The sequence below is a fragment of the Streptomyces sp. NPDC006743 genome (genome assembly GCF_040703815.1).
Taxonomy (GTDB): domain Bacteria; phylum Actinomycetota; class Actinomycetes; order Streptomycetales; family Streptomycetaceae; genus Streptomyces.
This window is the reverse complement of the sequence record NZ_JBEYJA010000076.1, coordinates 1-22,227: the sequence shown is the minus strand read 5'-3', so window position 1 is coordinate 22,227 and position 22,227 is coordinate 1. Positions and strand designations below refer to the sequence as shown.

Sequence of the window (22,227 nt, the reverse complement as noted above, 5' to 3'; positions counted from 1 at the left end):
TTTCTTCCTGTTTGGTTGTTTGGGCGGCGGCTCCCGTTGTTGGTGTTGCGGGGCGGGGCGGCCGCGGGCGCGGGGTGGGTCGGGGGGCGGCGCGCCGGGGGTCGTGAACCGGTCAGGTCGGGGGACACGTCCGGTTCACGGCCGGTACGGGGCAGGGGCCGGTGCGCCGGGGGGAAGGAGCACGGCGCGGAGGTGAACCGGAGGGGGAGGAGACGGGGTGGAAGGGGACGGGCGGTGGAGTGACGGGCGGCGGCCGATCGGGGGAGCGCCGGGGGCCGGGCGCGGGGCGGTGGGGGGTGTCAGTGGATGATGCCGGTGCGCAGGGCCACGGCGACCATCCCGGCGCGGTCGCCCGTGCCGAGCTTGCGGGCGATGCGGGCGAGGTGGCTCTTGACGGTCAGCGCGGACAGGCCCATCGAGACGCCGATCGCCTTGTTCGACTGTCCCTCGGCGACCAGCCGCAGCACCTCGACCTCACGGCCGGACAGCTCGCGGTAGCCACCCGGGTGGCTCGGGGCACCCGGGGGACGGCGGTGCAGCCGGGCGGCGCCGATGGGAGCGGCGCCCGGACGGGTGGGGAGTCCGACGTTGGTACGGGTGCCGGTGACGACGTAGCCCTTGACGCCGCCCGCGAGGGCGTTGCGCACGGCGCCGATGTCGTCGGCGGCGGACAGGGCCAGGCCGTTGGGCCAGCCGGCGGCACGGGTCTCGGACAGCAGCGTGAGCCCGGAGCCGTCGGGCAGGTGCACGTCGGCGACGCAGATGTCGCGCGGGTTGCCGATGCGCGGACGGGCCTCCGCGACGGACGACGCCTCGATGACGTCACGGACTCCGAGTGCCCACAGGTGACGGGTGACGGTGGAACGGACGCGCGGGTCGGCCACGACGACCATGGCGGTCGGCTTGTTCGGGCGGTAGGCGACCAGGCTTGCGGGCTGCTCGAGGAGAACGGACACCAGGCCTCCTGGGGGTGGGGGGGACGGGGCCGGCTTGTGGGGAGGAAGCCGGTACGAACCGTGCTTGCTAGGTCACAGTCGTCTTCGGCATCAAACCCGTTGTCCTTTAGAGAATGATCACGATCTGGTGAGTAACAATGCGTGCAATTCGGACACACTGTCGATCATCCGAAGGTCGAATCGGTTCACTCGGGGCCGTTCGGGGTCGTTACCTGCTCGAAAGTGGCCGTATCGACAAAGACACGGCAAGGAGCCGGTAAGACGAACGGCGGCGGGCGCACGACAGCGGCCGGCCCGGGCGGAGCACCGCCCGGGCCGGCCGGAAAAGACAGGGAAGAGGGAGAAGTAGGGGGAGAAAGGGGGAGAAAGGGGGAGGGGGGAGGAGAAGCAGACGGATGCGACGTCGAGGGGGGGCGGGGGCCTTCGTCGGCCGGGGTGACTCAGCGTGACTGCGGGCCCCGCCGCTGCGGCAGTGTCACCACCGACGCGTCACCCGGTCCGGCCGGCGGCAGCCCCGCCACCTGGGCGAGCAGGTCGCACCAGGCGGCCAGGTGCGCCCCCGTGTCCGGCACCCCGCCCAGACCCTCGCGCGGCGTCCACGAGGCCCTGATCTCGATCTGTGAGGCCGGCGGGCGCGCCGAGAGCCCGCCGAAGTAGTGCGAGCCGGCGCGCGTGACCGTGCCGCTCGGCTCCCCGTACGTCAGACCGCGCGCCTGCAGCGCCCCGGTCAGCCAGGACCAGCACACCTCCGGCAGCAGCGGATCGGCGGCCATCTCCGGCTCCAGCTCCGCCCGGACCAGGGTCACCAGCCGGAAGGTGCCCCGCCACGCGTCGTGTCCGGCCGGGTCGTGCAGCAGCACCAGGCGGCCGTCGGCGAGGTCCTGCTCGCCGTCGACGACGGTGGCCTCCAGCGCGTACGCGTACGGAGCCAGCCGCTGCGGCGGCGGTACCTGCTCGATCTCCACCTGCGGCCGCAGCCGCGCGGCTCTCAGCGCGTCGACGGCGGCCCGGAAGGGCAACGGGACCTGATCCGCCCTGCCCGCATTCCCGTCCCCCTCCTTCGCGTCGTCCATTCCGCCAGCGCCGTCCGACAGTCGTCCCTGAGCCGCAGCCATGCCGGGAAGATTAAGGGGAACCGGGCCTTTGTGCAGGGCAAGACACCCCGCCGCAGGCAGGAGCGCCGCCCGGGGGCCGCACACCGCGGCCTGCGCGCCCCCGGCGCCGTGCGAGACTTGCCCCCGTGAGTGCCAACGAGACGCCCGCCAGCCACCGGCCGCCGACGGCCCCCTACGACTCCGCCTTCCTCCGGGCGTGCCGGCGCGAACCGGTGCCGCACACCCCCGTGTGGTTCATGCGGCAGGCGGGGCGCTCCCTGCCGGAGTACCGCAAGGTGCGCGAGGGCATCGGCATGCTGGAGTCCTGCACGCGGCCCGAGCTGGTCACCGAGATCACCCTCCAGCCGGTCCGGCGGCACGGCGTGGACGCGGCGATCTACTACAGCGACATCGTCGTACCGCTGAAGGCCATCGGCGTCGACCTCGACATCAAGCCGGGCGTGGGCCCGGTCGTCGAGCGTCCGTTCCGCACCCGCGAGGACCTGGCCCGGCTGCGCGACCTGACCCCCGAGGACGTCTCCTACGTCACCGAGGCGATCGGCCTGCTCACGAGCGAGCTGGGCGGCACGCCGCTGATCGGCTTCGCCGGGGCCCCCTTCACCCTGGCGAGCTACCTCGTGGAGGGCGGCCCGTCCCGCACGTACGAGAACGCCAAGGCGATGATGTACGGCGACCCCGGGCTGTGGGCCGACCTGCTGGACCGGCTCGCCGCCATCACGGGCGCCTTCCTGAAGGTGCAGATCGAGGCCGGCGCGAGCGCCGTGCAGCTCTTCGACTCCTGGGCCGGGGCCCTGTCCCCCGCCGACTACCGCCGCTCGGTGCTGCCCGCCTCCGCGAAGGTCTTCGAGGCCGTCGCCGGGTACGGTGTCCCGCGCCTCCACTTCGGCGTCGGCACCGGCGAGCTGCTGGGCCTGATGGGCGAGGCGGGCGCGGACGTCGTCGGCGTCGACTGGCGCGTCCCGCTGGACGAGGCCGCCCGCCGGGTCGGCCCGGGCAAGGCGCTCCAGGGCAACCTGGACCCGACCGTCCTGTTCGCCCCCCGCGAGGCCGTGGAGGCCAAGACCCGCGAGGTGCTGAAGTCCGCCGCCGGGCTGGAGGGGCACGTCTTCAACCTCGGACACGGTGTCATGCCGTCCACCGACCCGGACGCGCTGACCCGGCTCGTGGACCACGTCCACACCCAGACCGCCCGCTGAGGCGTCCGGCCAGGAGGTGACCCGGGCGGGCGGTCCGCCGGCCGCCCGCCCGGGAGCCGTGCGCGGCCCGGCAGGGCCCGGGCCGCGCCGCGCTACTTCAGACCGCCGTCCAGCGCGGTCATCAGCTGACCGCTCGGTGTGTCGCCGGACATCTCCCAGACGAACCCGCCCAGCAGCCCCTTGGACTTGATCCAGGCGGTCTTCCTCCCGATCGACCAGGCGTCGTCGAAGGACCACCACTGGCCGTTCGCGCCGGTGTAGCCGAACGTCGACACCGACTGCTCGTCGTGGTGGACCGTCATCGACGGGAAGCTGGTGATCAGGTTGTTGTAGCCGCGGACCCCGGCCTCGGTGTCGAACTGGCCGGGGGCGGCGCCGTTCGCGTCCTGCCACTCACCGGCGGCGCCGCCGTCGGCCACGCCCTGCCAGCCGCGCCCGTAGAACGGGAAGCCCACCACCAGCTTGCGCGGATCGACGCCCGCGTCGAGGTACGCCTGGATCGCGTTCTCGATGCTGAAGTGGAACGGGTAGGGGTCCTGGGCGTCGGTGTACAGGTTGGAGGCGTCACCGGTGCGCTTCGGCTCCCAGGAGTTGTCGCTGCCCGAACCGTGGAAGTCGTAGCCCTGCACGTCGGCGTAGTCGAGGGAGCCGAAGATCCGCTTCAGGTCCCAGCCGGCGGAGATCTTCGCCGGGTCGGCCGGGGTGAACGCGGTCAGCAGCCGGTGCTCGCCGCCGAGCGCGTCGAGCTGCTTGCGGAACTCGGCGAGCAGCGCGGTCAGGTTGTCCTTGTCCTGGGCGCCGTAGTGGTTGCCCGGGTGGCCTTCCGAGCCCGGCCACTCCCAGTCGATGTCGAAGCCGTCGAAGATGCCGGCCGCGGTGCCCGGGCCGCCCGCGCCGTTGTAGACGGGCAGGTTGCCCTTGATCCACACGTCGATGCAGGACTTGACGAACTTCTCCCGGGAGGCCTGCGTGGCGGCGGCGTCCGAGAAGAACTTCGAGTACGTCCAGCCGCCGATCGAGGCGACGACCTTCAGCTTCGGGTACTTGGCCTTGAGCTTCTTCAACTGGTTGAGGTTGCCGCGCAGTTTGCCCCAGCCGTCGTCGGCGACCCCGTCGACCGACTGGCCGGCGGACATGGGCCGCGCGTAGTCGGCGTCCGCGTCGCCGGCGTCGGTGCCCTGGTCGGGGTCCTCGGGGTCGGTGGTGGTGCCCCTGGTCACGCCCGCCTTGCAGGTGAGGTCCTTCGAGTCCAGGTTCTCGAAGGCGTAGTTGACGACGTCCAGTTTGGCGGCGGCGCCGGAGGTGTCCAGGTTCTTCACGAAGTACTGGCGTCCGTAGATGCCCCACTGCACGAAGTAGCCCACCTTGAGCTGCTTGCCCTGCCCGGCCACGTCGTCGGTGGTGACGGTCACCGCGTTCGAGGCGGACGACGGGTTGTCGGCGGTGTCGCGGGCCCTGACGGTGAAGGTGTAGGCGGTGGCCGGGGAGAGCCCGTCGACCGTGGCCGAGATGGTGTCCGCGCCGACCGTCTTGACCGGCGTGGAGCCGCGGTAGACGTCGTAGGCGGCCACGCCCACGTTGTCGGTGGACCTGTCCCAGGCCAGGCTGACGCTGGAGGAGGTCTTGCCGGTGGAGCGCAGGCCGCCCGGCGCGGTCGGCGGCGTCGGGTCGGTCGACGGATCGACCGTCCTGACGGTCAGCGGCGCGCTGCCGGGCCCGGGGTTGCCCCGGGTGTCCTTGGCCCGCACGGTGAAGGTGTAGCCCGTCGCGGGCGTCAGGCCGGTGACCGTCGCCGAGGTGCCGGTCGCGGTCGCGACGGTGTCCGTGCCGCTCAGCACCTCGTAGGAGGCCACGGTGTGGTCGCCGGGCTGGGCGGCGGACCAGCTCAGGGCCACCGAGTGCGCGGTGACGGCGGTCGCCTTCGGCGTTCCGGGGGCGGTCGGGGGGACGTCGGGGGTGCCGTCGCACTTGTCGCCGTTGACCGTGCAGCCGGTGGGCGCCGCGGCCGTGCCGGTCGCCGTGAACCAGTAGCTGTACGGCTCGGTGCTGCCGCCGGCCGGGACGTTCGCGTTGTAGAAGGCGTTCTTCACGGTCACATGGCGCCCGGAGACGGTCGCGTCACCGTTGTAGTTCCCGGTCAGGGACACCCCGGCCGGGAGGTCGAACTCCAGTGTCCAGCCACTGACGGCCGCCGCACCGCTGTTGCGGACGACGTACGTCCCCTTCCACCAGGAGCCGTTGTCCTGGGTGCTGAAGACCGCCGTCAGGGTGCCGGCCGCGTGGGCGGGCGCGGCGAGGACGGTGAGCGCCGCGACGGGCAGCAGCAGCGCGGTCCCCAGGGCGGCGATCCGCCGCCGGAGCCGGGCGGTGCCGCGGTCGCCGGGTGCGTGCGGTGCCGCCGCGCCGGGCAGTGCCCGTCCGCCGGGCCGTGGTCCTGTTCCGCGAAGTGGTCTGCGCCTGTGGAACATGGCTCTCCCTGTGATGGTGGGGTGGTACAGGGGTGAGGTGAACCGTGCGCGTGCGCATGCGTGTGCCCGGACGAAGGCAGGCCGGTGCGCGGGGCGGGCCGGGGCACGGCCGTGCCGCTTCGGGCAGGCGCCCACAACGTAGAAGGTCTGGACCAATGAGTCAACAGGTCCGGTCGGGCGTCCCGGGGCCCGCGGGCGCCCGGGCGGGCCTCACCAGCCCGTGCGGGCCCGCCGGCCGAACAGCAGACCCCGCGGTTCGGGCGGGGGCGGGGTGCCCGGGCGCAGCGGCAGCGCGATCAGCAGGCCCACGACGAAGCCGACCACATGGGCCGTGTAGGCCACCGTGCCCGCGCCCGAGACGCCCTCCCCGGCGGAGTAGAACGCCTGGAGCACGAACCAGAACCCGAGCACGATCCAGGCCGGCAGGCGCAGCGGCAGGAAGATCAGGAACGGTACGAGGACCCAGACCCGGGCCCTCGGATACAGCACCAGATAGGCGCCGAGGACCCCGGCGATCGCCCCCGACGCGCCGATCAGCGGCTGGCCCGAGTCCGCGTCCAGCAACGAGAACCCGTATCCGGCCGCGTAGCCGCAGACGATGTAGAACAGGGTGAAGCGCAGGTGCCCCATCCGGTCCTCGACGTTGTTGCCGAAGATGAACAGGAACAGCATGTTCCCCAGCAGGTGCAGCCAGCTGCCGTGCAGGAACATCGCGGTGAGCACCGACAGCACGGGGGACTTGGCGTACGCCGGAGGTCCCAGTACGCAGCCCGGTCCGTGCACCCCCACGCCCACCGCGCCCGTCGGCACCAGCGACGGCATGCGGTGGTGGATCAGCTCGCGCGGCACGAGCGCCCAGTGCTCCGTGAAGGCCTGCCCGTGGCACAGCTGGGCCAGGGTGCTGCTCCCGGTCAGGGAGCCGGAGATGCCGGGCGTGGCCAGGAACACGACGACGTTCGCGACGATCAGGGCGTACGTCACCCAGGGGGTGCGCCGCACCGGGTTCACGTCATGGACGGGGATCACCACACAGGAGTAGTGCCCGGGATGCGCCGGGCGAACCGGTGTCCCCCCGCGCGGGGGACGCGCCCCCGCGTCCCCCGTCCGGCCCCGCCGCAGGCGCTACCCCCGCGTCGCGTCGACCTTGGCCGCCGCCTTGCGGGCCGCCACCAGGACCGGGTCCCACACCGGTGAGAACGGCGGCGCGTACCCCAGGTCGAGGGCGGTCATCTGCTCCACCGTCAGGCCGGCCGTGAGCGCGACCGCCGCGATGTCCACGCGTTTGGCCGCGCCCTCCCGGCCGACGATCTGGACGCCCAGGAGCCGGCCGGTGCGGTGCTCGGCGAGCATCTTCACCGTCATGGGCGAGGCGCCCGGGTAGTAGCCCGCCCGGCTCGTCGACTCGACGGTGACCGTCTCGAAGCGGAGCCCGGCCCGCCGGGCGTCCCGCTCCCGCAGCCCGGTCCGCGCGATCTCCAGGTCGCACACCTTGCTCACCGCCGTGCCGACCACGCCGGGGAAGGTCGCGTAACCGCCGCCGGCGTTGGTGCCGATGACCTGGCCCTGCTTGTTGGCGTGGGTGCCCAGCGGGACGTGGCGCTGCTGCCCGGACACCAGGTCGAGGACCTCGACGCAGTCGCCGCCCGCCCAGATGTTCTCGTGACCGCGCACCCGCATCGCGCGGTCCGTGAGCAGGCCGCCGTGCGCCCCGAGCGGGAGCCCGGCCGCGCGCGCGAGGGACGTCTCGGGGCGCACCCCGATGCCCAGCACGACCACGTCCGCCGGGTACTCCGCGTCGCCGGTGGCCACGGCCCGCACCCGGTTCCCCGGCCCGGTCAGCACCTGGGTCACCTCGGTGCCGCCGGCCATGGTGATCCCGAGGCCCGTCATGGCCTCGTGCACCAGCCGGCCCATGTCGGGGTCCAGGGTGGACATCGGCTCCCGGCCGCGGTTGACGACCGTCACCTCGTACCCGCGCTTGATCAGGGCCTCGGCCATCTCCACGCCGATGTAGCCGGCGCCGACCACCACGGCCCGGCGGCCACGCGCGCGTGCCATGCCGGCGAGCAGCTCCTCGCCGTCGTCCAGCGTCTGCACGCCGTACACGCCGGGCGCGTCGGCGCCGGGCATCTCCGGGCGCACCGGGCGGGCTCCGGTGGCGATCACGAGCTTGTCGTACGACGTCCAGGACTCCGCCCCGGAATCGACGTCCCGCGCGCGGACGCGGCCCGCGGCCACGTCGATCTCGGTGACCTCGGTCCGCATCCGCAGGTCGATGTCCCGGGCGCGGTGCTCCTCGGGGCTGCGGGCGATCAGCCGGTCCCGGTCGCTGACGTCGCCGCCCACCCAGTAGGGGATCCCGCAGGCCGAGTACGAGCTGAAGTGGCCGCGTTCGAACGCCACGATCTCCAGCTCGCCGGGCCCGCGCAGCCGGCGCGCCTGGGACGCCGCGGACATCCCCGCGGCGTCCCCGCCGATCACGACCAGTCGTTCCCGCCCGCCCCGCGCCCGGCGGGTCCCGCCCGTGTCCGTGCCGGTGCCGCCGCTGGTGCTGTTGCTCATGGTCATGCGGACACGCTACGGCCGGCCGGGACCGCCCGGTCCCGCGGCCGGGTCCCCGGGGCGGCCCGCCTCACCGGGGGCCGTCGCCGGGCGCCTCACCGGAGCTGTCGGTTCCTGTTCCTGTCGCGATGGCTGTTGTGGTGCCTGCTCCGGTGCCGGTTCCGGTCGCGGGCCCGCCCGGTCCGAGCGGCCCCAGTGCCGTCATCGTCGCCGCGGCGGGGGCGGCGCGGCGCGGGAGCCGGGGACGTACGAGGCGCAGCCACGCCACGGTCAGGAGCGCGGCCGCGGCGGCGAAGGGCAGGACCGCGCCCAGCGCCAGGGCGATCCAGCGGACCACGGTCACGAACACGTGCCAGCCGCCCGCCAGGGCGTCGAGGAATCCCGGACCGCCGTCGTCGGCGGCCTTCGTCTCCGGGGCGGGCGTCACGGACAGCGACAGCGTGATGGTGGCCAGGCTCGTACGGTCCTTCAGCGACGCCTGCTGGGCGAGCAGCGCCTCCAGGTCGGCCTCGCGGCGGCTCAGCTCGCTCTCCAGGGCGACCACGTCAGCGAGGCTGCCGGCCTTGTCCATCAGGCCGCGGACCCGGGCGACGCTGGCCCGCTGCGACCTGATGCGGCTGTCCACGTCCACGACCTGGCCGCTGACGTCCTCGGCCTTGGCGGAACGCTCCACGAGCCGGCCGGTGCCCTCCAGGCCGGCGAGAACCTCGTCGTACTTCCCGGAGGGCACGCGCAGCACGACCCGGGTCCGCTCGTGGCCCTCCGCGTCGCGGCTGGTGTTCTCGTCGCCGACGTAACCGCCCGCCTCCACGGCGGTCGCGCGGGCGGCGGCGAGAGCCTTCCCCACGTCCTCGACCTCCACGGTCACCGAGGCGGTGCGCACGATGTGACTCGCCACGGCCTTCGGCGGCGCCGTGGCCCTCGCGCCGGACGCGGTGCCGCTGTCGCCGTACCCGCTGCCGCCGTTCCCCGTGGCGGGGGCACCCCGCTGCGCCCCGCTGCCCGCGGCCTTGTCGGACGCGCCGGCGCCGGAGTCGCCGGCGCCGCCGCATCCGGCGAGCGCGAGCGCCGCCGCGAGCAGCAGCCCGGCGAGGGCCGGCGCGGATGGGACCGGACGTCGAACAGAACACCGTGCGCGCATGACGCGTACCCCCTGGGCCGTGTTGACCTCTGACGCCTCTTCGACTCGCGCAGGGCGCGGGCCGTTGCCGGAATCGGGTTCCGATGCGGTCACGGTCAGGACTCGCCCGGGACACCCGGACCCGGCGGGAGTGCCCGCGGGGAGTGTCAGCGGGGTCTGAGAGAGTGGGGGACATGAGCGCAACGGGTACGGGCACGGGGCAGGTCGTCGTCATCGGCGGCGGGATCGCGGGGCTGGCCGCCGCGCACCGGCTGCTGGAGCGCGGCGCGCGGGTGACCGTGCTGGAGGCGGCGGACCGGGTCGGCGGCAAGCTGCTGCCCGGCGAGGTCGCGGGCGTCCGGGTCGACCTGGGCGCCGAGTCGATGCTGGCCCGCCGGCCCGAGGCCGTGGACCTGGCGCGCGAGGTCGGCCTGGCGGACCGGCTGGAGCCGCCCGCGACCGCCGGCGCCTCCCTGTGGACCCGCGGGACCCTGCGCCCGATGCCCAAGGGCCATGTGATGGGCGTCCCCGGCACCGCCGCCGCGCTCACCGGAGTGCTCTCCGCCGAGGGCCTGGCCCGCGTCGAGCGCGACGCCGGCCTGCCCCGCACCGAGGTCGGCGACGACGTGGCGGTGGGGGAGTACGTGGCGGCCCGCCTGGGCCGCGAGGTCGTCGACCGCCTGGTCGAACCGCTGCTCGGTGGTGTCTACGCGGGCGACGCGTACCGCATCTCGATGCGCTCGGCGGTCCCGCAGCTCTTCGAGGCCGCGCGCCGGCACACCTCGCTGACCGAGGCGGTCCGCGGGATCCAGGCCGCCGCGGCCGACGCCCAGCGCGCCGGCCGGACGGGACCCGTCTTCACGGGCATTCGGGGCGGCGTCGGCAGCCTGCCCCTCGCGGTCGCCGAGTCGGTACGGGCGCGCGGCGGCGAGATCCGCACCGGCTGCCCCGTGACGGAGCTGCGCAGGCGGCCGCAGGGCGGCTGGCGCGTGGTCGCGGCGGGCCGCGTCCTGCACGCGGACGCGGTGGTCCTCGCCGCGCCCGCGCCCGCCGCCGCCGGGCTGCTGGACGCCGAGTCCCCCGGCGCGGCCGCGGAGCTGCGGGCCGTCGAGTACGCCTCCATGGCCCTGATCACCCTCGCCTACCGCCGCGCCGACGCCGCCCTGCCCGAGGGCAGCGGCTTCCTCGTGCCGCCGGTCGACGGGCGCACCATCAAGGCGTCGACCTTCGCCTCCGCCAAGTGGGGCTGGATCGCCGACGAGGACCCGGACGTGCTGGTGCTGCGCACCTCCGTCGGGCGGTACGGCGAGACGGAGATCCTCCAGCGCGAGGACGCCGAGCTGGTCGCTCTCTCCCGGCACGACCTGCGCGAGGCCACCGGCCTGGAGGCCGTGCCGCTGCGGACCCGCGTCACCCGCTGGACCGACGGTCTGCCCCAGTACCCCGTCGGCCACCACGCGCGCGTGGCCCGCGTCCGCGCCCACGTCGCCGCGCTGCCGGGCCTCGCGGTGTGCGGCGCGGTGTACGACGGCGTGGGCATCCCCGCGTGCGTGGCGAGCGCGTACGCCGCGGTGGACCAGCTGGCGGGCGACCTGCGCGCTGTGCAGGAACTCACCGCCCACCCGGTGCAGAGTCTGCACGGCGGAGCGGGAGAATAGCCCCATGAGTGACGACGCCTCCACCACCGACTCCGGCAGGATCCCGAACAAGGGCAAGCTGGCCAAGGACCTCAACGAGGTCATCCGTTACACGCTGTGGTCCGTCTTCAAGCTGAAGGACGTGCTCCCCGAGGACCGCGCGGGCTACGCCGACGAGGTCCAGGAGCTGTTCGACCAGCTCGCCGCGAAGGACGTGACCGTCCGCGGCACGTACGACGTCTCGGGCCTGCGCGCGGACGCCGACATCATGATCTGGTGGCACGCCGAGACCAGCGACCAGCTCCAGGAGGCGTACAACCTCTTCCGCCGCACCAGGCTGGGCCGCGCGCTGGAGCCGGTGTGGTCGAACATGGCGCTGCACCGTCCCGCCGAGTTCAACCGCTCGCACATCCCGGCGTTCCTCGCCGACGAGACGCCGCGCAACTACATCAGCGTCTACCCGTTCGTCCGCTCCTACGACTGGTACCTGCTGCCCGACGAGGACCGCCGGCGGATGCTCGCCGACCACGGCAAGATGGCCCGCGGCTACCCGGACGTGCGGGCGAACACCGTCGCCTCCTTCTCGCTCGGCGACTACGAGTGGGTCCTCGCGTTCGAGGCCGACGAGCTGTACCGCATCGTCGACCTGATGCGTCACCTGCGCGGCTCGGAGGCCCGCAGGCACGTCCGCGAGGAGGTGCCGTTCTTCACCGGCCGCCGCAAGGACGTGGCGGACCTGGTCGCCGGGCTCGCCTGACGGTTCCGCTCACGCCCCGGCCGACGGCCGGCCGCCCTGGAGGTCCGCGGCCGGCCGCCGTCGCCCGGGCGGGCCGGTCCTCTCGCCCTTCACCACCGGTCGCGGTCGTCCTCGCCGTTCAGGGCCGGTCGCCCTCGCCCTTCAGGGCGTTCCGCAGTTCCCGGCCGCGGGTCTCCTGGAAGGTCGGCCGGTCCGGCCGCGGCTCGGGGCGTGCGGCGCAGTCCGCGGTCCGGCCCGGCAGCCGCCCCTGGAGCAGATAGGCGTCCAGGTACGCGTTGACGCACCGGTTCGGTCCGTAGGCGAGACCGTGCGTGCCCGCGCCCCGCTCGGTCACCAGCGTGGAACCGGCCAGCCGCCGGTGCAGTTCCAGCGCGCCGCCGTAGGGCGTGGCCGCGTCCCGCTCGGCGGCCAGGACCAGCGTGGGCGGCAGCACGCCCGGCGTGGTCCGCACGTCCAGGGGCCGCTGCCGGGGCACCGGCCAGTAGGCGCACGGCAGGTTCGCCCACACATTGCCCCACGTCTCGAACGGCGCGGTGCGGGCCAGCCGCGTGTTGTCCCGGTCCCAGACCCGGAAGTCGGTCGGCCAGGGCGCGTCGTTGCACTCCACGGCCGTGTACACCGCGGCACTGTTCTCCGCCTCGGCCGCCCCCGCCCGGTACGGCGCGGCCAGCGCGACCAGCGGCTTCTCGTCGCCTCTCAGATAGGCGGCCAGGGCGTCGGCGGCCATGGGCCAGAAGTCGTCGTCGTACCCGGCGTTCAGGAACGCGCCCTGCAACTGCCCGGGGCCCACCTGGCCGCCGGCCGGCCGGGCGGCCAGGCGTGCGCGCGCCTTCTCGTAGGCGGCCCCCACCGCCCGCGCCGTGCGCCCCAGCCCGTACACGTCGTCGTGCCGGGCCACCCACGCCCTGAAGTCCGCCCAGCGGACCTCGAACGCGGCCGACTGGCCGAGGTTGTCGCCGTACCAGATTAGCGACGGGTCGGGGTTCACGGCCGAGTCGAAGACCATCCGGCGCACATGCGCGGGGAACAGCGTCGCGTACAGCGCGCCGAAGTAGGTGCCGTAGGAGGCGCCCATGAACGTCAGCCGGTCCTCGCCGAGCGCCGCGCGCAGCACCTCCAGGTCCCGGGCGTTGTCGAGCGAGGTGTAGAAGCGCAGACCGGGCCCGGAACGCCGGGCGCAGCCGCGGGCGTAGGCCCGCGCCTCGGCGACGCGTTTCCTCTTGTACGCCGCCGAGGGATGCTCCGGGGCCGCGCTCGGCGCCTTGAAGAAGTCCCCGGGGTCCACGCAGGACAGCGGCGCCGAACGGCCCACCCCGCGCGGGGCGTAGCCGACGAGGTCGTAGGCGGCGGCGACCCGCTTCCACTCCGGCAGCAGGGCGACCAGCGGGAAGGACGTGCCGTCGCCGCCCGGTCCGCCCGGGTTGAACACGAGGGCGCCCTGCCGCGGCACCGCGGGCGCACCGGATGCGGAGTGCGGACCCCCGCCGCCGGCCCGCACCCGGCTGACGGTGAGCTCGATCTGCGTGCCGTCGGGCCGGGCGTAGTCGAGCGGCACGGACACGGTGCCGCACTCCATGGACCCCGGCGTCTCCCGTGCGTCCGGGCACGGGCCGAAGTCGATGCCGGTCAGCCGGGCGCGCGCGGCGGCCACGACGGTCCCGCGCAGCCCGTCCGCCCCGCCGGCCGGCCACGGCCCGCCCCGCGGGGTGCGGCCGGTCTGCGGCACGCCGCCGGAGGGCGCGGCGGCGAGGGCGGTCAGGACCAAGGACCCGGCGACCGTCCACACGGCGGCTGCTCTCATCGGTGTCGTCCCTTCGGCGCACGGCGGTCTCGCCATTGCCGCGCGCCGGTGACCAGGGCGCGCCCGGCGGCGGCACCAGGGATGTTTCGTGCGCCCGGGGACGAAGGCAAGCACCGGGTGGCGGATGTCGGCACGGATGCCCCCGATGCGCCCCCTCCGGCCCGCCCGCGCGCCCTGCCGGCCGGGACGGCGCGCGGGCGGGCCTCTGCCGGGCCGGGACGGCGCGCGGGCGGGCTCCGGGCGGGCTCTTGCCGGGCCGGGACGGCCGCGGGCGCGCGCTCCGGCCGGGCCGGCCTTGGGCGCGCTCCTGCCCGGCGGGGCTACTCCCGCCCGGGCTGGTCGCGGTGGGCGAATGCGGCGCGCAGGTCCGGTTCGCCGATCGCGCGGACGCCGCGCACGGCGACGGAGGCGAGGCAGGTGCGTTCGTCGTCCCCGCCGCGCACGCGCCGGGCCAGCGTGCCGAGCAGCCGCTGCCCGGCCGGGGACGCCCAGCGCGAGTACGGGTGGATCTCGACGCGGGCTATCGCCAGACAGCCCAGGGTGAGGGCCAGCGGCAGCGCGAACCAGAGGGCGACCAGACCGCGCGGCATCCCGGTCGGGCCGGGCAGCAGCAGCGCCGCCACCGCCAGCGCGGTCACGGCCAGCGCGGCGGCCCGCACCTGGCGCATCCCGGCCGCGACCGCCGAACCCGTACTCTCCGGAACCGCCAGGCCGGCGTCCACCAGGCGGTCGGCCAGGCTGCGCACCGGGTCCGCGCAGGCCGCGGCGGACCGCACGGGAGCGATGCGGGACTGCCCTTCGGGGCCGATGGCTCCTATGACGGATCGTTCCATCTCGTCGCGCCCGCGCGGATCGACGACGGTGGCCCAGCCGGTGTGCGCGAGCAGCAGCCGGCGCTGGCGGGCCATGGAGACCAGGGTGACGTCGGCGACCCGGGCGGGACCGCCGGACAGGAACGCAGCCTCGTACAGGGTCAGTTCCCGGTCCAGGCCCACGGCGGCGTCGGGGGTGTCGGCGGCCGCCGCCCGTACGGCGACCAGGCACAGCCGTGTGCACGCCGTCCCGGCGGCCGCCCAGGCCGGCAGGAGGAGAAGAACCCAGAGCATGACAAATTTCTATGTCAGGGATCCGGGAAACTCCATGCCCTTTTCACATCCCGGACCAGGTGTGGCCTGTATGTGACGTTCCGTTTGTTTTCCGAGGTCAGCGCGTCGCCTCGCCGCGTCCGGGGGCCGGACTCGACGGGGGAGGGCAGCGCGCGGGCCGGTGCGCCCGGTGCGGCTCCGACGGTCCGTCAGCCGGGCACGGCCGCCCGGGGCGTTGCCGGCAGGACGAGGTGCCGGACGGTGCGCACCGGCCGCGTGCGGGGGCGCGGGTCTGCCCGTCTCAGCGCCGCAGCAGCATGCGGCGCGCCGCCCGGGCCGCGCGGACCACCGGCCGGCGGGAGCGCGGCGCGGGCCCCGACCGTTCCAGCCACCACTCCCGCAGGTCCCGGCGGGCACCCGCCTCCTGCGGCTGCCCGGCGAGCAGCAGGGACTCCGCGAACGTCAGCGCGTCCAGACGGTAGCCGCCGCGCATCGGATGCTCCTGCGCGTACGCGAGGAAGGCGGCACGGTACCCGGATCCGAGGATGACCGGCAGCTCGGGCGCCACCTTGGCCACCACACCGGCCCGCTTCGACGCGAGCGCCCGGGCCTGCACCGCGAGCCGCTTGCGGTCGAAGCCCTCCGGGGCGGGCGTCCCGGCGACGAGCGCCGACAGGAGCGCGGTCTGCGCGAGCGCGAGCCGCTGGCGGACCGGCTCCGCGACGGCCGCCGCCGGCTCGCCGCCCCACCCGTCCGCACTCCCGCGCGCGTGCTCTTGGCTCCTGTCCGCGCTCTCGCGCGCGTACTCCTGACTCCCCTCCGCGCTCCCGCGCGCGTGCTCTTGGCTCCCCTCCGCGTGCTCCTGGCTCCCGTCCGGGCCTCCGCTCAAGTGGCCCCGGCTTCCGGCGAGCCCCGTTCCTCCGACGACGGCAGGCCGGCGCGGCGTGGTGCTCGCGCCCCCCGACGCGGCGACGATGGCGCGCTCCGCGGCGCCCGCGCGTCCCCGCGCCACCGCCTTCCGGATGGCCTCCAGTTCGCCGCCCAGGGTGTCCGCCTCGGGAAAGTTCTCGTCGCGCTCCAGCAGCACGCCCGGCGGGGACACCCGGGAGGCGAGGTCGGTCAGGATGTCGAGCACCGGTCCGGGGACCGGGTGCGCGTGGCTGTCGTGCCAGACGCCGTCCCGCTCGAACCCGCCCGCGACATGGACGTACGCCAGGGCCTCCAGCGGCAGTTCGGCCAGCGCCCGCGCCGGATCCTCGCCCTGGTTGACGTGGTTGGTGTACAGGTTGGCCACGTCGATCAGCAGGCGTACGCCCGTGCGGTCGGCCAGTTCGTACAGGAACTGCCCCTCGGTCAGTTCCTCACCGGGCCACGCCAGCAGCGCGGCGATGTTCTCCACGGCGAGCGGCACGGGCAGGGCCCGCTGGGCGATGCGGACGTTCTCGCACAGCACGTCCAGGGCCTCGCGCGTCCGGGGCACCGGCAGCAGGTGGCCCGCCTCGATGCGCTCCGACGCGGTCGGCGGCCCGCCCGCACGCACGAAGGCGATGTGCTCGGTCACCAGCGGCGAGCCGAGCGCCTCCGCCCGCTCGGCCAGGGCCCGCAGACGTCCCTCGTCGGGCCGTTCGGCACCGCCGAGACCGAGGGACACCCCGTGCGGCACGACGGTCACCCCGCGCTCGCGCAGCCGCCGCAGCGAGGCGGGCGGATGGCCGGGGCACACGTTCTCGGCGACCACCTCCACCCAGTCGATCCCCGGCATGCCCTCCACGGCGTCCGCGATCTCCGGCCGCCAGCCGATCCCCGTCCCCAGTCGCTCCATGAGTCCTGCGCCCCCTGGTCCTTTCGCCCCCTGTCACCGAACGCCCGCGCGCGGCGCGGGTGAAGAGGGTATGGCCCCGCCGGGCGGCGGGGAAGCGCACAGCGCGCGACTTCAGAGCAAGAATTGAGGGTTCGCCCGCAACGCGGCCTCCCGGGCGGGCCGGTGTCATCCCCAGGTCTGACGCGGCGTCACGCACTGCGACCGGAGTCGCCCGTGGGAACAGGAGCTGCGGCTGACTTCACGGTCCGCTCGCGCCGGGACGATGGAGAAGTCCCGGAAAGAAGCGAGAGGGAGGACCGAAGATGGCCGAGCTGGAGACGCTGGACCCGATGACGCCGATGTTCGCGCAGTTCAAGGAGAGGACGGGGCCCATCGTCCTGGCCAACACCTTCTTCGTGCCCGAGGAGAGGGCGGAGGAGTTCCTGTCTCTCTTCCGCAGGCAGGCGGAGTTCATGAAGGCCCAGCCGGGATTCGTCTCGCTGCAGATGCACCGGGGAACGGGCGGGAGCCGGCTCATGATGAACGTGGCGGTGTGGGAGTCGACCGAGGCGCTGGCCAGGGCGTTCGGCAGTCCGGAGTTCCAGCGCATGGCGGCCGAGTTCCCCGACGACATCGTGTCCTACCCGCACATCTTCGAGCGGATCGACGTGTGACACGGCAGCTGTAGTCCCACGCCCGCCGTCCGGCGTCCCGCGACACCCCCTAGGAGCCCTGCCGCAGCGCCGGGTGGTCCGCGACCACCGTGCACGAACCGGGAGCGATCTCGGTGAATCCCGCGTCGCGCACCACCGGCAGTCCGCTGTGCGTCAGGCGCTGCCACTGGGCGGGGGCCGCGGTGCGCACGCGGAGCGGGAAACCGGCGTCGCGCCAGGCGGCGCGCTGCTCGTCGGTGAGGTCCCACCAGGCGAGTTGCGCACCGTGACCGGCCTGGGCCATCGCCTTGCCCGCGGACATCTCCAGACCGGGGTTGAACCAGAGCACCGGGACGTCCGGCGCGGGCGGGGCGGGCGGTTCCGGGTCGTCCAGGTCGGTGCCGGAGACCTGGAGCTTCGCCAGGTCCTTGGGCCAGCCGTCCAGCGGGACCGGCGGGAAGACCCGTACCTCAGCGGTCGCTCCGGTGACCGTGATGCCCTCCAGCGCCTCGGCCCGCCGCCACTCCGCGCCGCGCGCCCGCCGCACCACCTTGCGGATCCGGGCGTCCTGCCAGTCGCGCACCGGCCCCGCCCACACGCCGTCGCCGGCGGAACGCTCGTCGTCCAGCAGCACCAGCACCGCGCGGGCGGCCGTCTCCAGCGCGTCGGTACGGGCGGGCGGGGCGGCCCGCTCGATGCGGACGACCAGCGGCAGCACGAACTGCGGGGCCAGGTCCCGCGCGGTGGGCTCGGTGCGGAAGGGGCTCTCGGCGGCGGAGGTCTCGTACGTCACGCCCCCCAGTGTGCCAACCACGGCGCGCACGGGCGGACGGCCCCCGCGCGCGGGGCCGCGGCCGGACGGGCCCGGCCGCCGTCCTGAGCCGCACTCACCGTGCGGAGGTCATCCCGAGCAGGCCGTGCGCTGCGCCTCCTGCCACTCGCAGACGGGGCAGAGGGTGATCCCCTTGTACGACTGCGGGTACTCGGTCGGCTCGCGGCACAGCACGCACTCGGCGTACGGCGGCCCGTCGGCCCGGGGCGGCCGGGCCGCGTCGATCAGGCAGTAACCGCCGTCCTGGCCGCCGCCGTCCTTGTCGTCGTCGTTCCTGGCGTCCTCGCTCATGTGTCCAGCGTAGGGCGCCCTTGCCGGGTCCGGGCCGGCCGGGCAGCCGGGCAGCAGGCCGGCCGGAGGGGCGGGCGCGGCCGAATGCGGGGCGGCGCGCAGGGGCGGCTGCCCGGGCGCCGGGAGCGCGGGTCAGGAGCGGCCCGTCGAGGCGCCGATCATCTCGGACACCTTCACGAAGCGGTACCCCTGCTCGCGCAGCTCCGGCACGACGGCGCGCACCACGCGCTCGGTCGTGGGGGCGGCGCTGCGGGTGCAGTGCATGACCACGACCGAGCCCGGCTTCACACCGGCCAGGACCTGGCGGGCCACGGCGTCCGCGTCCGTGGCGAACGCGTCCCCGCTCACCACGTCCCACTGGACCGCGGTGACGCCGAGGGGCGCGAGGGTGCGCAGCACCTGGGTGTCGTAGCAGCCGCCGGGGAACCGCAGGTACGGCATCGGATGCGGCACGCCGGCCTTGGCGAAGGCCGTGTACGCGCGTTCCACGTCCGAGCGGACCTGGTCCGGGGAGACGGTCGGCAGGCCGTAGCAGTCAGCGGTGAACGCGTAGTGGCTGTAGGAGTGGTTGGCGAGTTCGAACCCGGGGTCCGTGCCGATGGAGCGGGCCTCGTCCGGGTACGTCTCCGCCCACTTGCCCGTCATGAACACCGTGGCGGGCACCTTCAGGGCCCGGAGCGTGGCGATGAGCTGCGGGTTGTCGAAGTGCTCGCCCGACGCCGCGCGCCGGCCCTCGTCGGCGGTCATGTCGGCGTCGAAGGTGAACGCGACCGTCTTGCCGCGGTCGCGCGGGCCGTTGGTGAACACGGGGGTCAGCCCGCCGGGTCCGGGAGTGAGTTTGGGCGGCTTGGAGGGCGCGGTCGCGGACGGCTCGGCGGGGGCGGAGGGCGAGGTGGGGGAGACGGGGTGAGCGGCGTGGGTGGCCCGCGTGGTGCCGCACGCGGCGAGCGAGGCCAGGGCGACGCTCAGGGCACAGGTCGCGGCGAGACCGGTAATACGTCGTACAAGTGGGATCACCCGACGAACGTAGGGCGGCCTGTGATCATATGAACGGCGGCGGGGCCGTGCGGTCACCCGGCCGGACGTCACCCGCGGGACGCGGCCCCCTGCTCACCGTTCGCGGCGCTCCAGCGGCTGGGTCGCCGGGCCCTGGAGCACGTTGCCCTCGGTGTCGAAACGCGAGCCGTGGCACGGGCACTCCCAGGCACGCTCGGCGGAGTCGAAGGCGACCAGGCAGCCGAGGTGCGTGCACCGCGCGGAGAGCGTGTGCAGCTCGCCGCCGTCGTCCCGGTACACGGCGAGGTGGTCGAGACCGCTGCGGACCACCGCGCCCTCGCCCGGCGCGATGGCCTCCACCGGCGGCGTGGAGCGCAGCCGGTCGCCCACGAAGTGCCGCGCGACCTCGGCCTGGTTCTTCAGGAACGTCGGAGCCTCTCGTACGGCCGTCCGCAGCCGGCGCGGGTCGTACAGCTCCTGCCACGGGCAGTCCCGTCCGGTGATCAGCGCGGTGAGCAGCTGCCCCGCCATGATGCCGCCGCTCAGGCCCCAGCCGCCGAAGCCGGTCGCCACGTAGGTGTTGCGGGCGGCCTGGTGCAGCGGGCCGACCATCGCCACGGTGTCGGTGGGGTCGATGTCCTGGGTGGCCCAGGAGTGCCGGAGCTCCGCTCCCGGGAAGTGCTCGCCCGCCCACCGGGCCAGCCGGTCGAAGCGGGCCGGGGTGTCCCCGGTGCCGGGCGTGAAGTGCTCCCCGGTCACCACCAGCAGCCGCCGGCCGCTCTCCCCGTTGCCGTCCTCGTCGGCGGTGCTCCCCTCGGCCCCGTCCTCGCGGTAGGGCGCGGTCCGTACCGAACGCGTGTTCTCCTCCGGGGTGATGTACATCCCGTCCGGGTCCTCCGCGGTGTCGACGGGCCCGGCCACGACCAGTTCCCGGCGCGGCGAGAGCCGGGCGAACAGCAGCGCCCGGTCGAAGATCGGGTAGTGCGTGGCGACCACGACGTGCCGGGCCCGGACGGTGGCGCCCGTCGCGGTCGTCACCCGGCACGGCTCGCCCTCGGTCAGGCCCCGCACGACGGTGTTCTCGAACACCTGACCACCGCGCGCCACCAGGTCGGCCGTCAGGGCCAGCAGATACTTGCGCGGATGGAACTGCGCCTGCCCGGCCACCCGCACCGCGCCCGCCACCGGGAACGGCAGCCCGGTCTCGGTCACGAACGACGCCGGCAGCCCCGCGTCCCGGGCCGCCTCCGCCTCGGCACGCACCTCGTCCACCCGGCTCGGATCGCGTACGTAGGTGTACGCGCTGCGGGTCTCCCACTCGCACTCGATGCCCAGTTCGTCCACCAGTTCCCAGGCGTGCTCCAGCGCCTCGGACTGCGAACGGGCGTACAGACGGGCCGCCTGCGCGTCGCGGGTGCGGCGCAGCTTGTCGTAGACGAGGGTGTGCAGCGCCGTCAGCTTGGCGGTGGTGTGACCGGTCACGCCCGCCGCGACCCGCCGCGCCTCCAGCACCGCCACGCCCAGCCCCGCACGCGTCAGCTCGTACGCCGTGCTCAGTCCGGCCATGCCCGCGCCGATCACGACGACGTCGACGTCGAGATCCTCGGTCAGGGCGGGGCGCTCGGGCCCCGGTGCCGTCTCGATCCAGTACGAACCGGTGACGCGGCGCCGTCCGTGCCGCCGCTCCTGCCGCTCCCGGCCCTGCTGATGTTCGCTCATGGCCGCCGGGTACCCCGTCGCGGCCGGCCTGATCTCGGATGAGGGCGGCGCGCGCGGGACCCCGGCGGACCGGTCAGGGTTCGGCCCCGTACGGGGAGACGGCGTCCGCGGCGGCCCGGACCGGTGTCACGGAGGCGGCGTCGGACGTCACAGGGGCGGCGTCGGGCGTCACCGAAGCGGTGCCGAGCGGGGTGCCGGGTACGTCCGGGGCCGTGCCGTTGCCGAGGGGCTTCGGCGGCCCGGAGGGCGGGGGCGGAGCGGGCGCGGGCGCCTGCCCGGGGGTCTGCTGCTGGGCCGCCCTCTCCAGGAAGCGCAGCAGTTCGACGGGGAAGGGCAGGACCAGGGTCGAGTTCTTCTCCGTGGCCACCGCCGTCACCGTCTGCAGGAGCCGCAGTTGCAGCGCCGCGGGCGTGTCGGCCATCTGCTGGGCGGCCTCGGCGAGCTTCTTCGACGCCTGGAGTTCCGCGTCGGCGTTGATGATCCTCGCCCGCCGCTCCCGGTCGGCCTCCGCCTGCCGGGCCATGGACCGCTTCATCGTGTCCGGCAGGGAGACGTCCTTGATCTCCACCCGGTCGATCTGCACACCCCACCCGATGGCCGGGCTGTCGATCATCAGCTCCAGGCCCTGGTTGAGCTTCTCGCGGTTGGACAGCAGGTCGTCCAGATCGCTCTTGCCGATGATCGAGCGCAGAGAGGTCTGCGCCATCTGCGACACCGCGAACCGGTAGTCCTCGACCTGGATGACGGCGTTGGCGGGGTCGACCACCTTGAAGTAGACGACGGCGTCCACGCGCACGGTCACGTTGTCGCGGGTGATGCCCTCCTGGGCCGGGATCGGCAGCGTGACGATCTGCATGTTCACCTTGTAGAGCCGGTCCACGAAGGGAACGATCATGGTGAAGCCGGGCGGGCGCGGACCTCCGGCGAACCGCCCGAGCCGCAGCACCACCCCGCGTTCGTACTGCTTGACGACCCGCGCCGCCGCCGCGAGGTACACGAGACCGGCGCAGCCCGCGGTGATTACGGCGGTCAGTACGTCCTGAAGCATGATGACGACTCCTCGACCAGTCGTCCGAACGCCCGTGAGGGGCCTTGTCCAACGATATGCCCGCCCCGAGAACGCGGTCGAGTCCCTGCCGGGGAGCCCGACGGCAGCCGCCCGCTGGAGGCGGACCTGTGGCTGCCCGAAGCGGCCGCCGGTCCCGTACCCGTCGTCGTCTTCGTGCACGGCGGCGCCT

Annotated in this window: 18 protein-coding genes; 4 read left to right on the top strand and 14 right to left on the bottom strand. The window is 74.5% G+C overall.

Features of this window, described 5'->3' with window-relative positions:
- Positions 1 to 299: 299 nt before the first annotated feature.
- Both ABZ719_RS34615 and ABZ719_RS34610 read right to left on the bottom strand, forming a co-directional pair.
- Positions 300 to 956, bottom strand: a complete 657-nt coding sequence (locus ABZ719_RS34615) for a response regulator transcription factor (protein WP_037856131.1) — start codon at positions 954 to 956, stop codon at positions 300 to 302.
- A 440-nt stretch (positions 957 to 1,396) separates the two neighbouring features.
- Complete coding sequence (locus tag ABZ719_RS34610; RefSeq protein ID WP_366729131.1) at positions 1,397 to 2,071, bottom strand: DUF3000 domain-containing protein; 675 nt, start codon at positions 2,069 to 2,071, stop codon at positions 1,397 to 1,399.
- Between the two features lie 125 nt (positions 2,072 to 2,196).
- Here ABZ719_RS34610 and hemE point away from each other — a divergent pair, with 125 nt between their 5' ends.
- Entirely contained in the window at positions 2,197 to 3,267 is a 1,071-nt protein-coding gene (gene hemE / locus ABZ719_RS34605; RefSeq protein WP_366729130.1) for a uroporphyrinogen decarboxylase, read from the top strand.
- Between the two features lie 92 nt (positions 3,268 to 3,359).
- Here the strand turns inward: hemE and ABZ719_RS34600 are convergent, their stop codons facing one another.
- The 4 genes from ABZ719_RS34600 to ABZ719_RS34585 all read right to left on the bottom strand — a co-directional run bounded on the left by ABZ719_RS34600 (position 3,360) and on the right by ABZ719_RS34585 (position 9,438).
- Positions 3,360 to 5,735: a glycosyl hydrolase family 18 protein gene (locus tag ABZ719_RS34600; protein WP_366729129.1), complete on the bottom strand. Its 2,376-nt coding sequence runs from the start codon at positions 5,733 to 5,735 to the stop codon at positions 3,360 to 3,362.
- Positions 5,736 to 5,945: 210 nt separating this feature from the next.
- Positions 5,946 to 6,764 carry a rhomboid family intramembrane serine protease gene (locus ABZ719_RS34595; RefSeq protein ID WP_366729128.1) on the bottom strand — a complete coding sequence of 273 codons (819 nt, stop codon included), beginning with the start codon at positions 6,762 to 6,764 and terminating at the stop codon, positions 5,946 to 5,948.
- A 93-nt stretch (positions 6,765 to 6,857) separates the two neighbouring features.
- A complete protein-coding gene (locus ABZ719_RS34590; protein WP_366729132.1) occupies positions 6,858 to 8,297 on the bottom strand; it encodes an FAD-dependent oxidoreductase in 1,440 nt (479 codons plus the stop codon).
- A gap of 70 nt (positions 8,298 to 8,367) precedes the next feature.
- Positions 8,368 to 9,438 carry a DUF4349 domain-containing protein gene (locus ABZ719_RS34585; protein ID WP_366729127.1) on the bottom strand — a complete coding sequence of 357 codons (1,071 nt, stop codon included), beginning with the start codon at positions 9,436 to 9,438 and terminating at the stop codon, positions 8,368 to 8,370.
- Between the two features lie 173 nt (positions 9,439 to 9,611).
- Here ABZ719_RS34585 and hemG point away from each other — a divergent pair, with 173 nt between their 5' ends.
- Both hemG and hemQ read left to right on the top strand, forming a co-directional pair.
- On the top strand, positions 9,612 to 11,075 hold the full coding sequence (gene hemG, locus ABZ719_RS34580) for a protoporphyrinogen oxidase (protein WP_366729126.1): 1,464 nt from the start codon (positions 9,612 to 9,614) through the stop codon (positions 11,073 to 11,075).
- Between the two features lie 4 nt (positions 11,076 to 11,079).
- Positions 11,080 to 11,811 carry a hydrogen peroxide-dependent heme synthase gene (gene hemQ / locus ABZ719_RS34575; RefSeq protein WP_366729125.1) on the top strand — a complete coding sequence of 244 codons (732 nt, stop codon included), beginning with the start codon at positions 11,080 to 11,082 and terminating at the stop codon, positions 11,809 to 11,811.
- A 118-nt stretch (positions 11,812 to 11,929) separates the two neighbouring features.
- On the opposite strand, the gene ABZ719_RS34570 is transcribed toward hemQ, so the two are convergent.
- The 3 genes from ABZ719_RS34570 to ABZ719_RS34560 form a co-directional block, all read right to left on the bottom strand.
- Positions 11,930 to 13,612, bottom strand: a complete 1,683-nt coding sequence (locus ABZ719_RS34570; protein WP_366729124.1) for an alpha/beta hydrolase — start codon at positions 13,610 to 13,612, stop codon at positions 11,930 to 11,932.
- Positions 13,613 to 13,932: 320 nt separating this feature from the next.
- Complete coding sequence (locus ABZ719_RS34565; protein ID WP_366729123.1) at positions 13,933 to 14,718, bottom strand: TIGR04222 domain-containing membrane protein; 786 nt, start codon at positions 14,716 to 14,718, stop codon at positions 13,933 to 13,935.
- Positions 14,719 to 14,998: 280 nt separating this feature from the next.
- The gene (locus ABZ719_RS34560; RefSeq protein WP_366729122.1) at positions 14,999 to 16,519 is read right to left on the bottom strand and encodes a DUF692 domain-containing protein; all 1,521 of its coding nucleotides are present in this window, start codon (positions 16,517 to 16,519) and stop codon (positions 14,999 to 15,001) included.
- Between the two features lie 302 nt (positions 16,520 to 16,821).
- Here ABZ719_RS34560 and ABZ719_RS34555 point away from each other — a divergent pair, with 302 nt between their 5' ends.
- A complete protein-coding gene (locus ABZ719_RS34555; RefSeq protein ID WP_366729121.1) occupies positions 16,822 to 17,172 on the top strand; it encodes an antibiotic biosynthesis monooxygenase family protein in 351 nt (116 codons plus the stop codon).
- Between the two features lie 49 nt (positions 17,173 to 17,221).
- Here ABZ719_RS34555 and ABZ719_RS34550 read toward each other — a convergent pair whose 3' ends face one another.
- The 5 genes from ABZ719_RS34550 to ABZ719_RS34530 all read right to left on the bottom strand — a co-directional run bounded on the left by ABZ719_RS34550 (position 17,222) and on the right by ABZ719_RS34530 (position 22,037).
- The gene (locus ABZ719_RS34550; RefSeq protein ID WP_366729120.1) at positions 17,222 to 17,944 is read right to left on the bottom strand and encodes an aminoacyl-tRNA hydrolase; all 723 of its coding nucleotides are present in this window, start codon (positions 17,942 to 17,944) and stop codon (positions 17,222 to 17,224) included.
- A 108-nt stretch (positions 17,945 to 18,052) separates the two neighbouring features.
- On the bottom strand, positions 18,053 to 18,274 hold the full coding sequence (locus ABZ719_RS34545) for a hypothetical protein (protein ID WP_366729119.1): 222 nt from the start codon (positions 18,272 to 18,274) through the stop codon (positions 18,053 to 18,055).
- Between the two features lie 132 nt (positions 18,275 to 18,406).
- Positions 18,407 to 19,291 (bottom strand): polysaccharide deacetylase family protein, encoded by an 885-nt coding sequence (locus ABZ719_RS34540; RefSeq protein ID WP_366729118.1) that lies wholly within the window; start codon positions 19,289 to 19,291, stop codon positions 18,407 to 18,409.
- Positions 19,292 to 19,384: 93 nt separating this feature from the next.
- Positions 19,385 to 20,989: an FAD-dependent oxidoreductase gene (locus tag ABZ719_RS34535; RefSeq protein WP_366729117.1), complete on the bottom strand. Its 1,605-nt coding sequence runs from the start codon at positions 20,987 to 20,989 to the stop codon at positions 19,385 to 19,387.
- A gap of 73 nt (positions 20,990 to 21,062) precedes the next feature.
- Positions 21,063 to 22,037, bottom strand: a complete 975-nt coding sequence (locus ABZ719_RS34530; RefSeq protein ID WP_366729116.1) for a slipin family protein — start codon at positions 22,035 to 22,037, stop codon at positions 21,063 to 21,065.
- Positions 22,038 to 22,227 lie beyond the last annotated feature (190 nt).

What these genes read in the sequence shown, in the direction of transcription:
- ABZ719_RS34610 (WP_366729131.1), bottom strand. Translation starts at nt 2,071, where the DNA reads ATGGCTGCGGCTCAGGGACGACTGTCGGACGGCGCTGGCGGAATGGAC.
- hemQ (WP_366729125.1), top strand. Translation starts at nt 11,080, where the DNA reads ATGAGTGACGACGCCTCCACCACCGACTCCGGCAGGATCCCGAACAAG.
- ABZ719_RS34590 (WP_366729132.1), bottom strand. Translation starts at nt 8,297, where the DNA reads ATGAGCAACAGCACCAGCGGCGGCACCGGCACGGACACGGGCGGGACC.
- ABZ719_RS34535 (WP_366729117.1), bottom strand. Translation starts at nt 20,989, where the DNA reads ATGAGCGAACATCAGCAGGGCCGGGAGCGGCAGGAGCGGCGGCACGGA.
- ABZ719_RS34585 (WP_366729127.1), bottom strand. Translation starts at nt 9,438, where the DNA reads ATGCGCGCACGGTGTTCTGTTCGACGTCCGGTCCCATCCGCGCCGGCC.
- ABZ719_RS34570 (WP_366729124.1), bottom strand. Translation starts at nt 13,612, where the DNA reads ATGAGAGCAGCCGCCGTGTGGACGGTCGCCGGGTCCTTGGTCCTGACC.
- ABZ719_RS34530 (WP_366729116.1), bottom strand. Translation starts at nt 22,037, where the DNA reads ATGCTTCAGGACGTACTGACCGCCGTAATCACCGCGGGCTGCGCCGGT.
- ABZ719_RS34565 (WP_366729123.1), bottom strand. Translation starts at nt 14,718, where the DNA reads ATGCTCTGGGTTCTTCTCCTCCTGCCGGCCTGGGCGGCCGCCGGGACG.
- ABZ719_RS34600 (WP_366729129.1), bottom strand. Translation starts at nt 5,735, where the DNA reads ATGTTCCACAGGCGCAGACCACTTCGCGGAACAGGACCACGGCCCGGC.
- ABZ719_RS34560 (WP_366729122.1), bottom strand. Translation starts at nt 16,519, where the DNA reads ATGGAGCGACTGGGGACGGGGATCGGCTGGCGGCCGGAGATCGCGGAC.
- ABZ719_RS34545 (WP_366729119.1), bottom strand. Translation starts at nt 18,274, where the DNA reads ATGAGCGAGGACGCCAGGAACGACGACGACAAGGACGGCGGCGGCCAG.
- ABZ719_RS34555 (WP_366729121.1), top strand. Translation starts at nt 16,822, where the DNA reads ATGGCCGAGCTGGAGACGCTGGACCCGATGACGCCGATGTTCGCGCAG.
- hemG (WP_366729126.1), top strand. Translation starts at nt 9,612, where the DNA reads ATGAGCGCAACGGGTACGGGCACGGGGCAGGTCGTCGTCATCGGCGGC.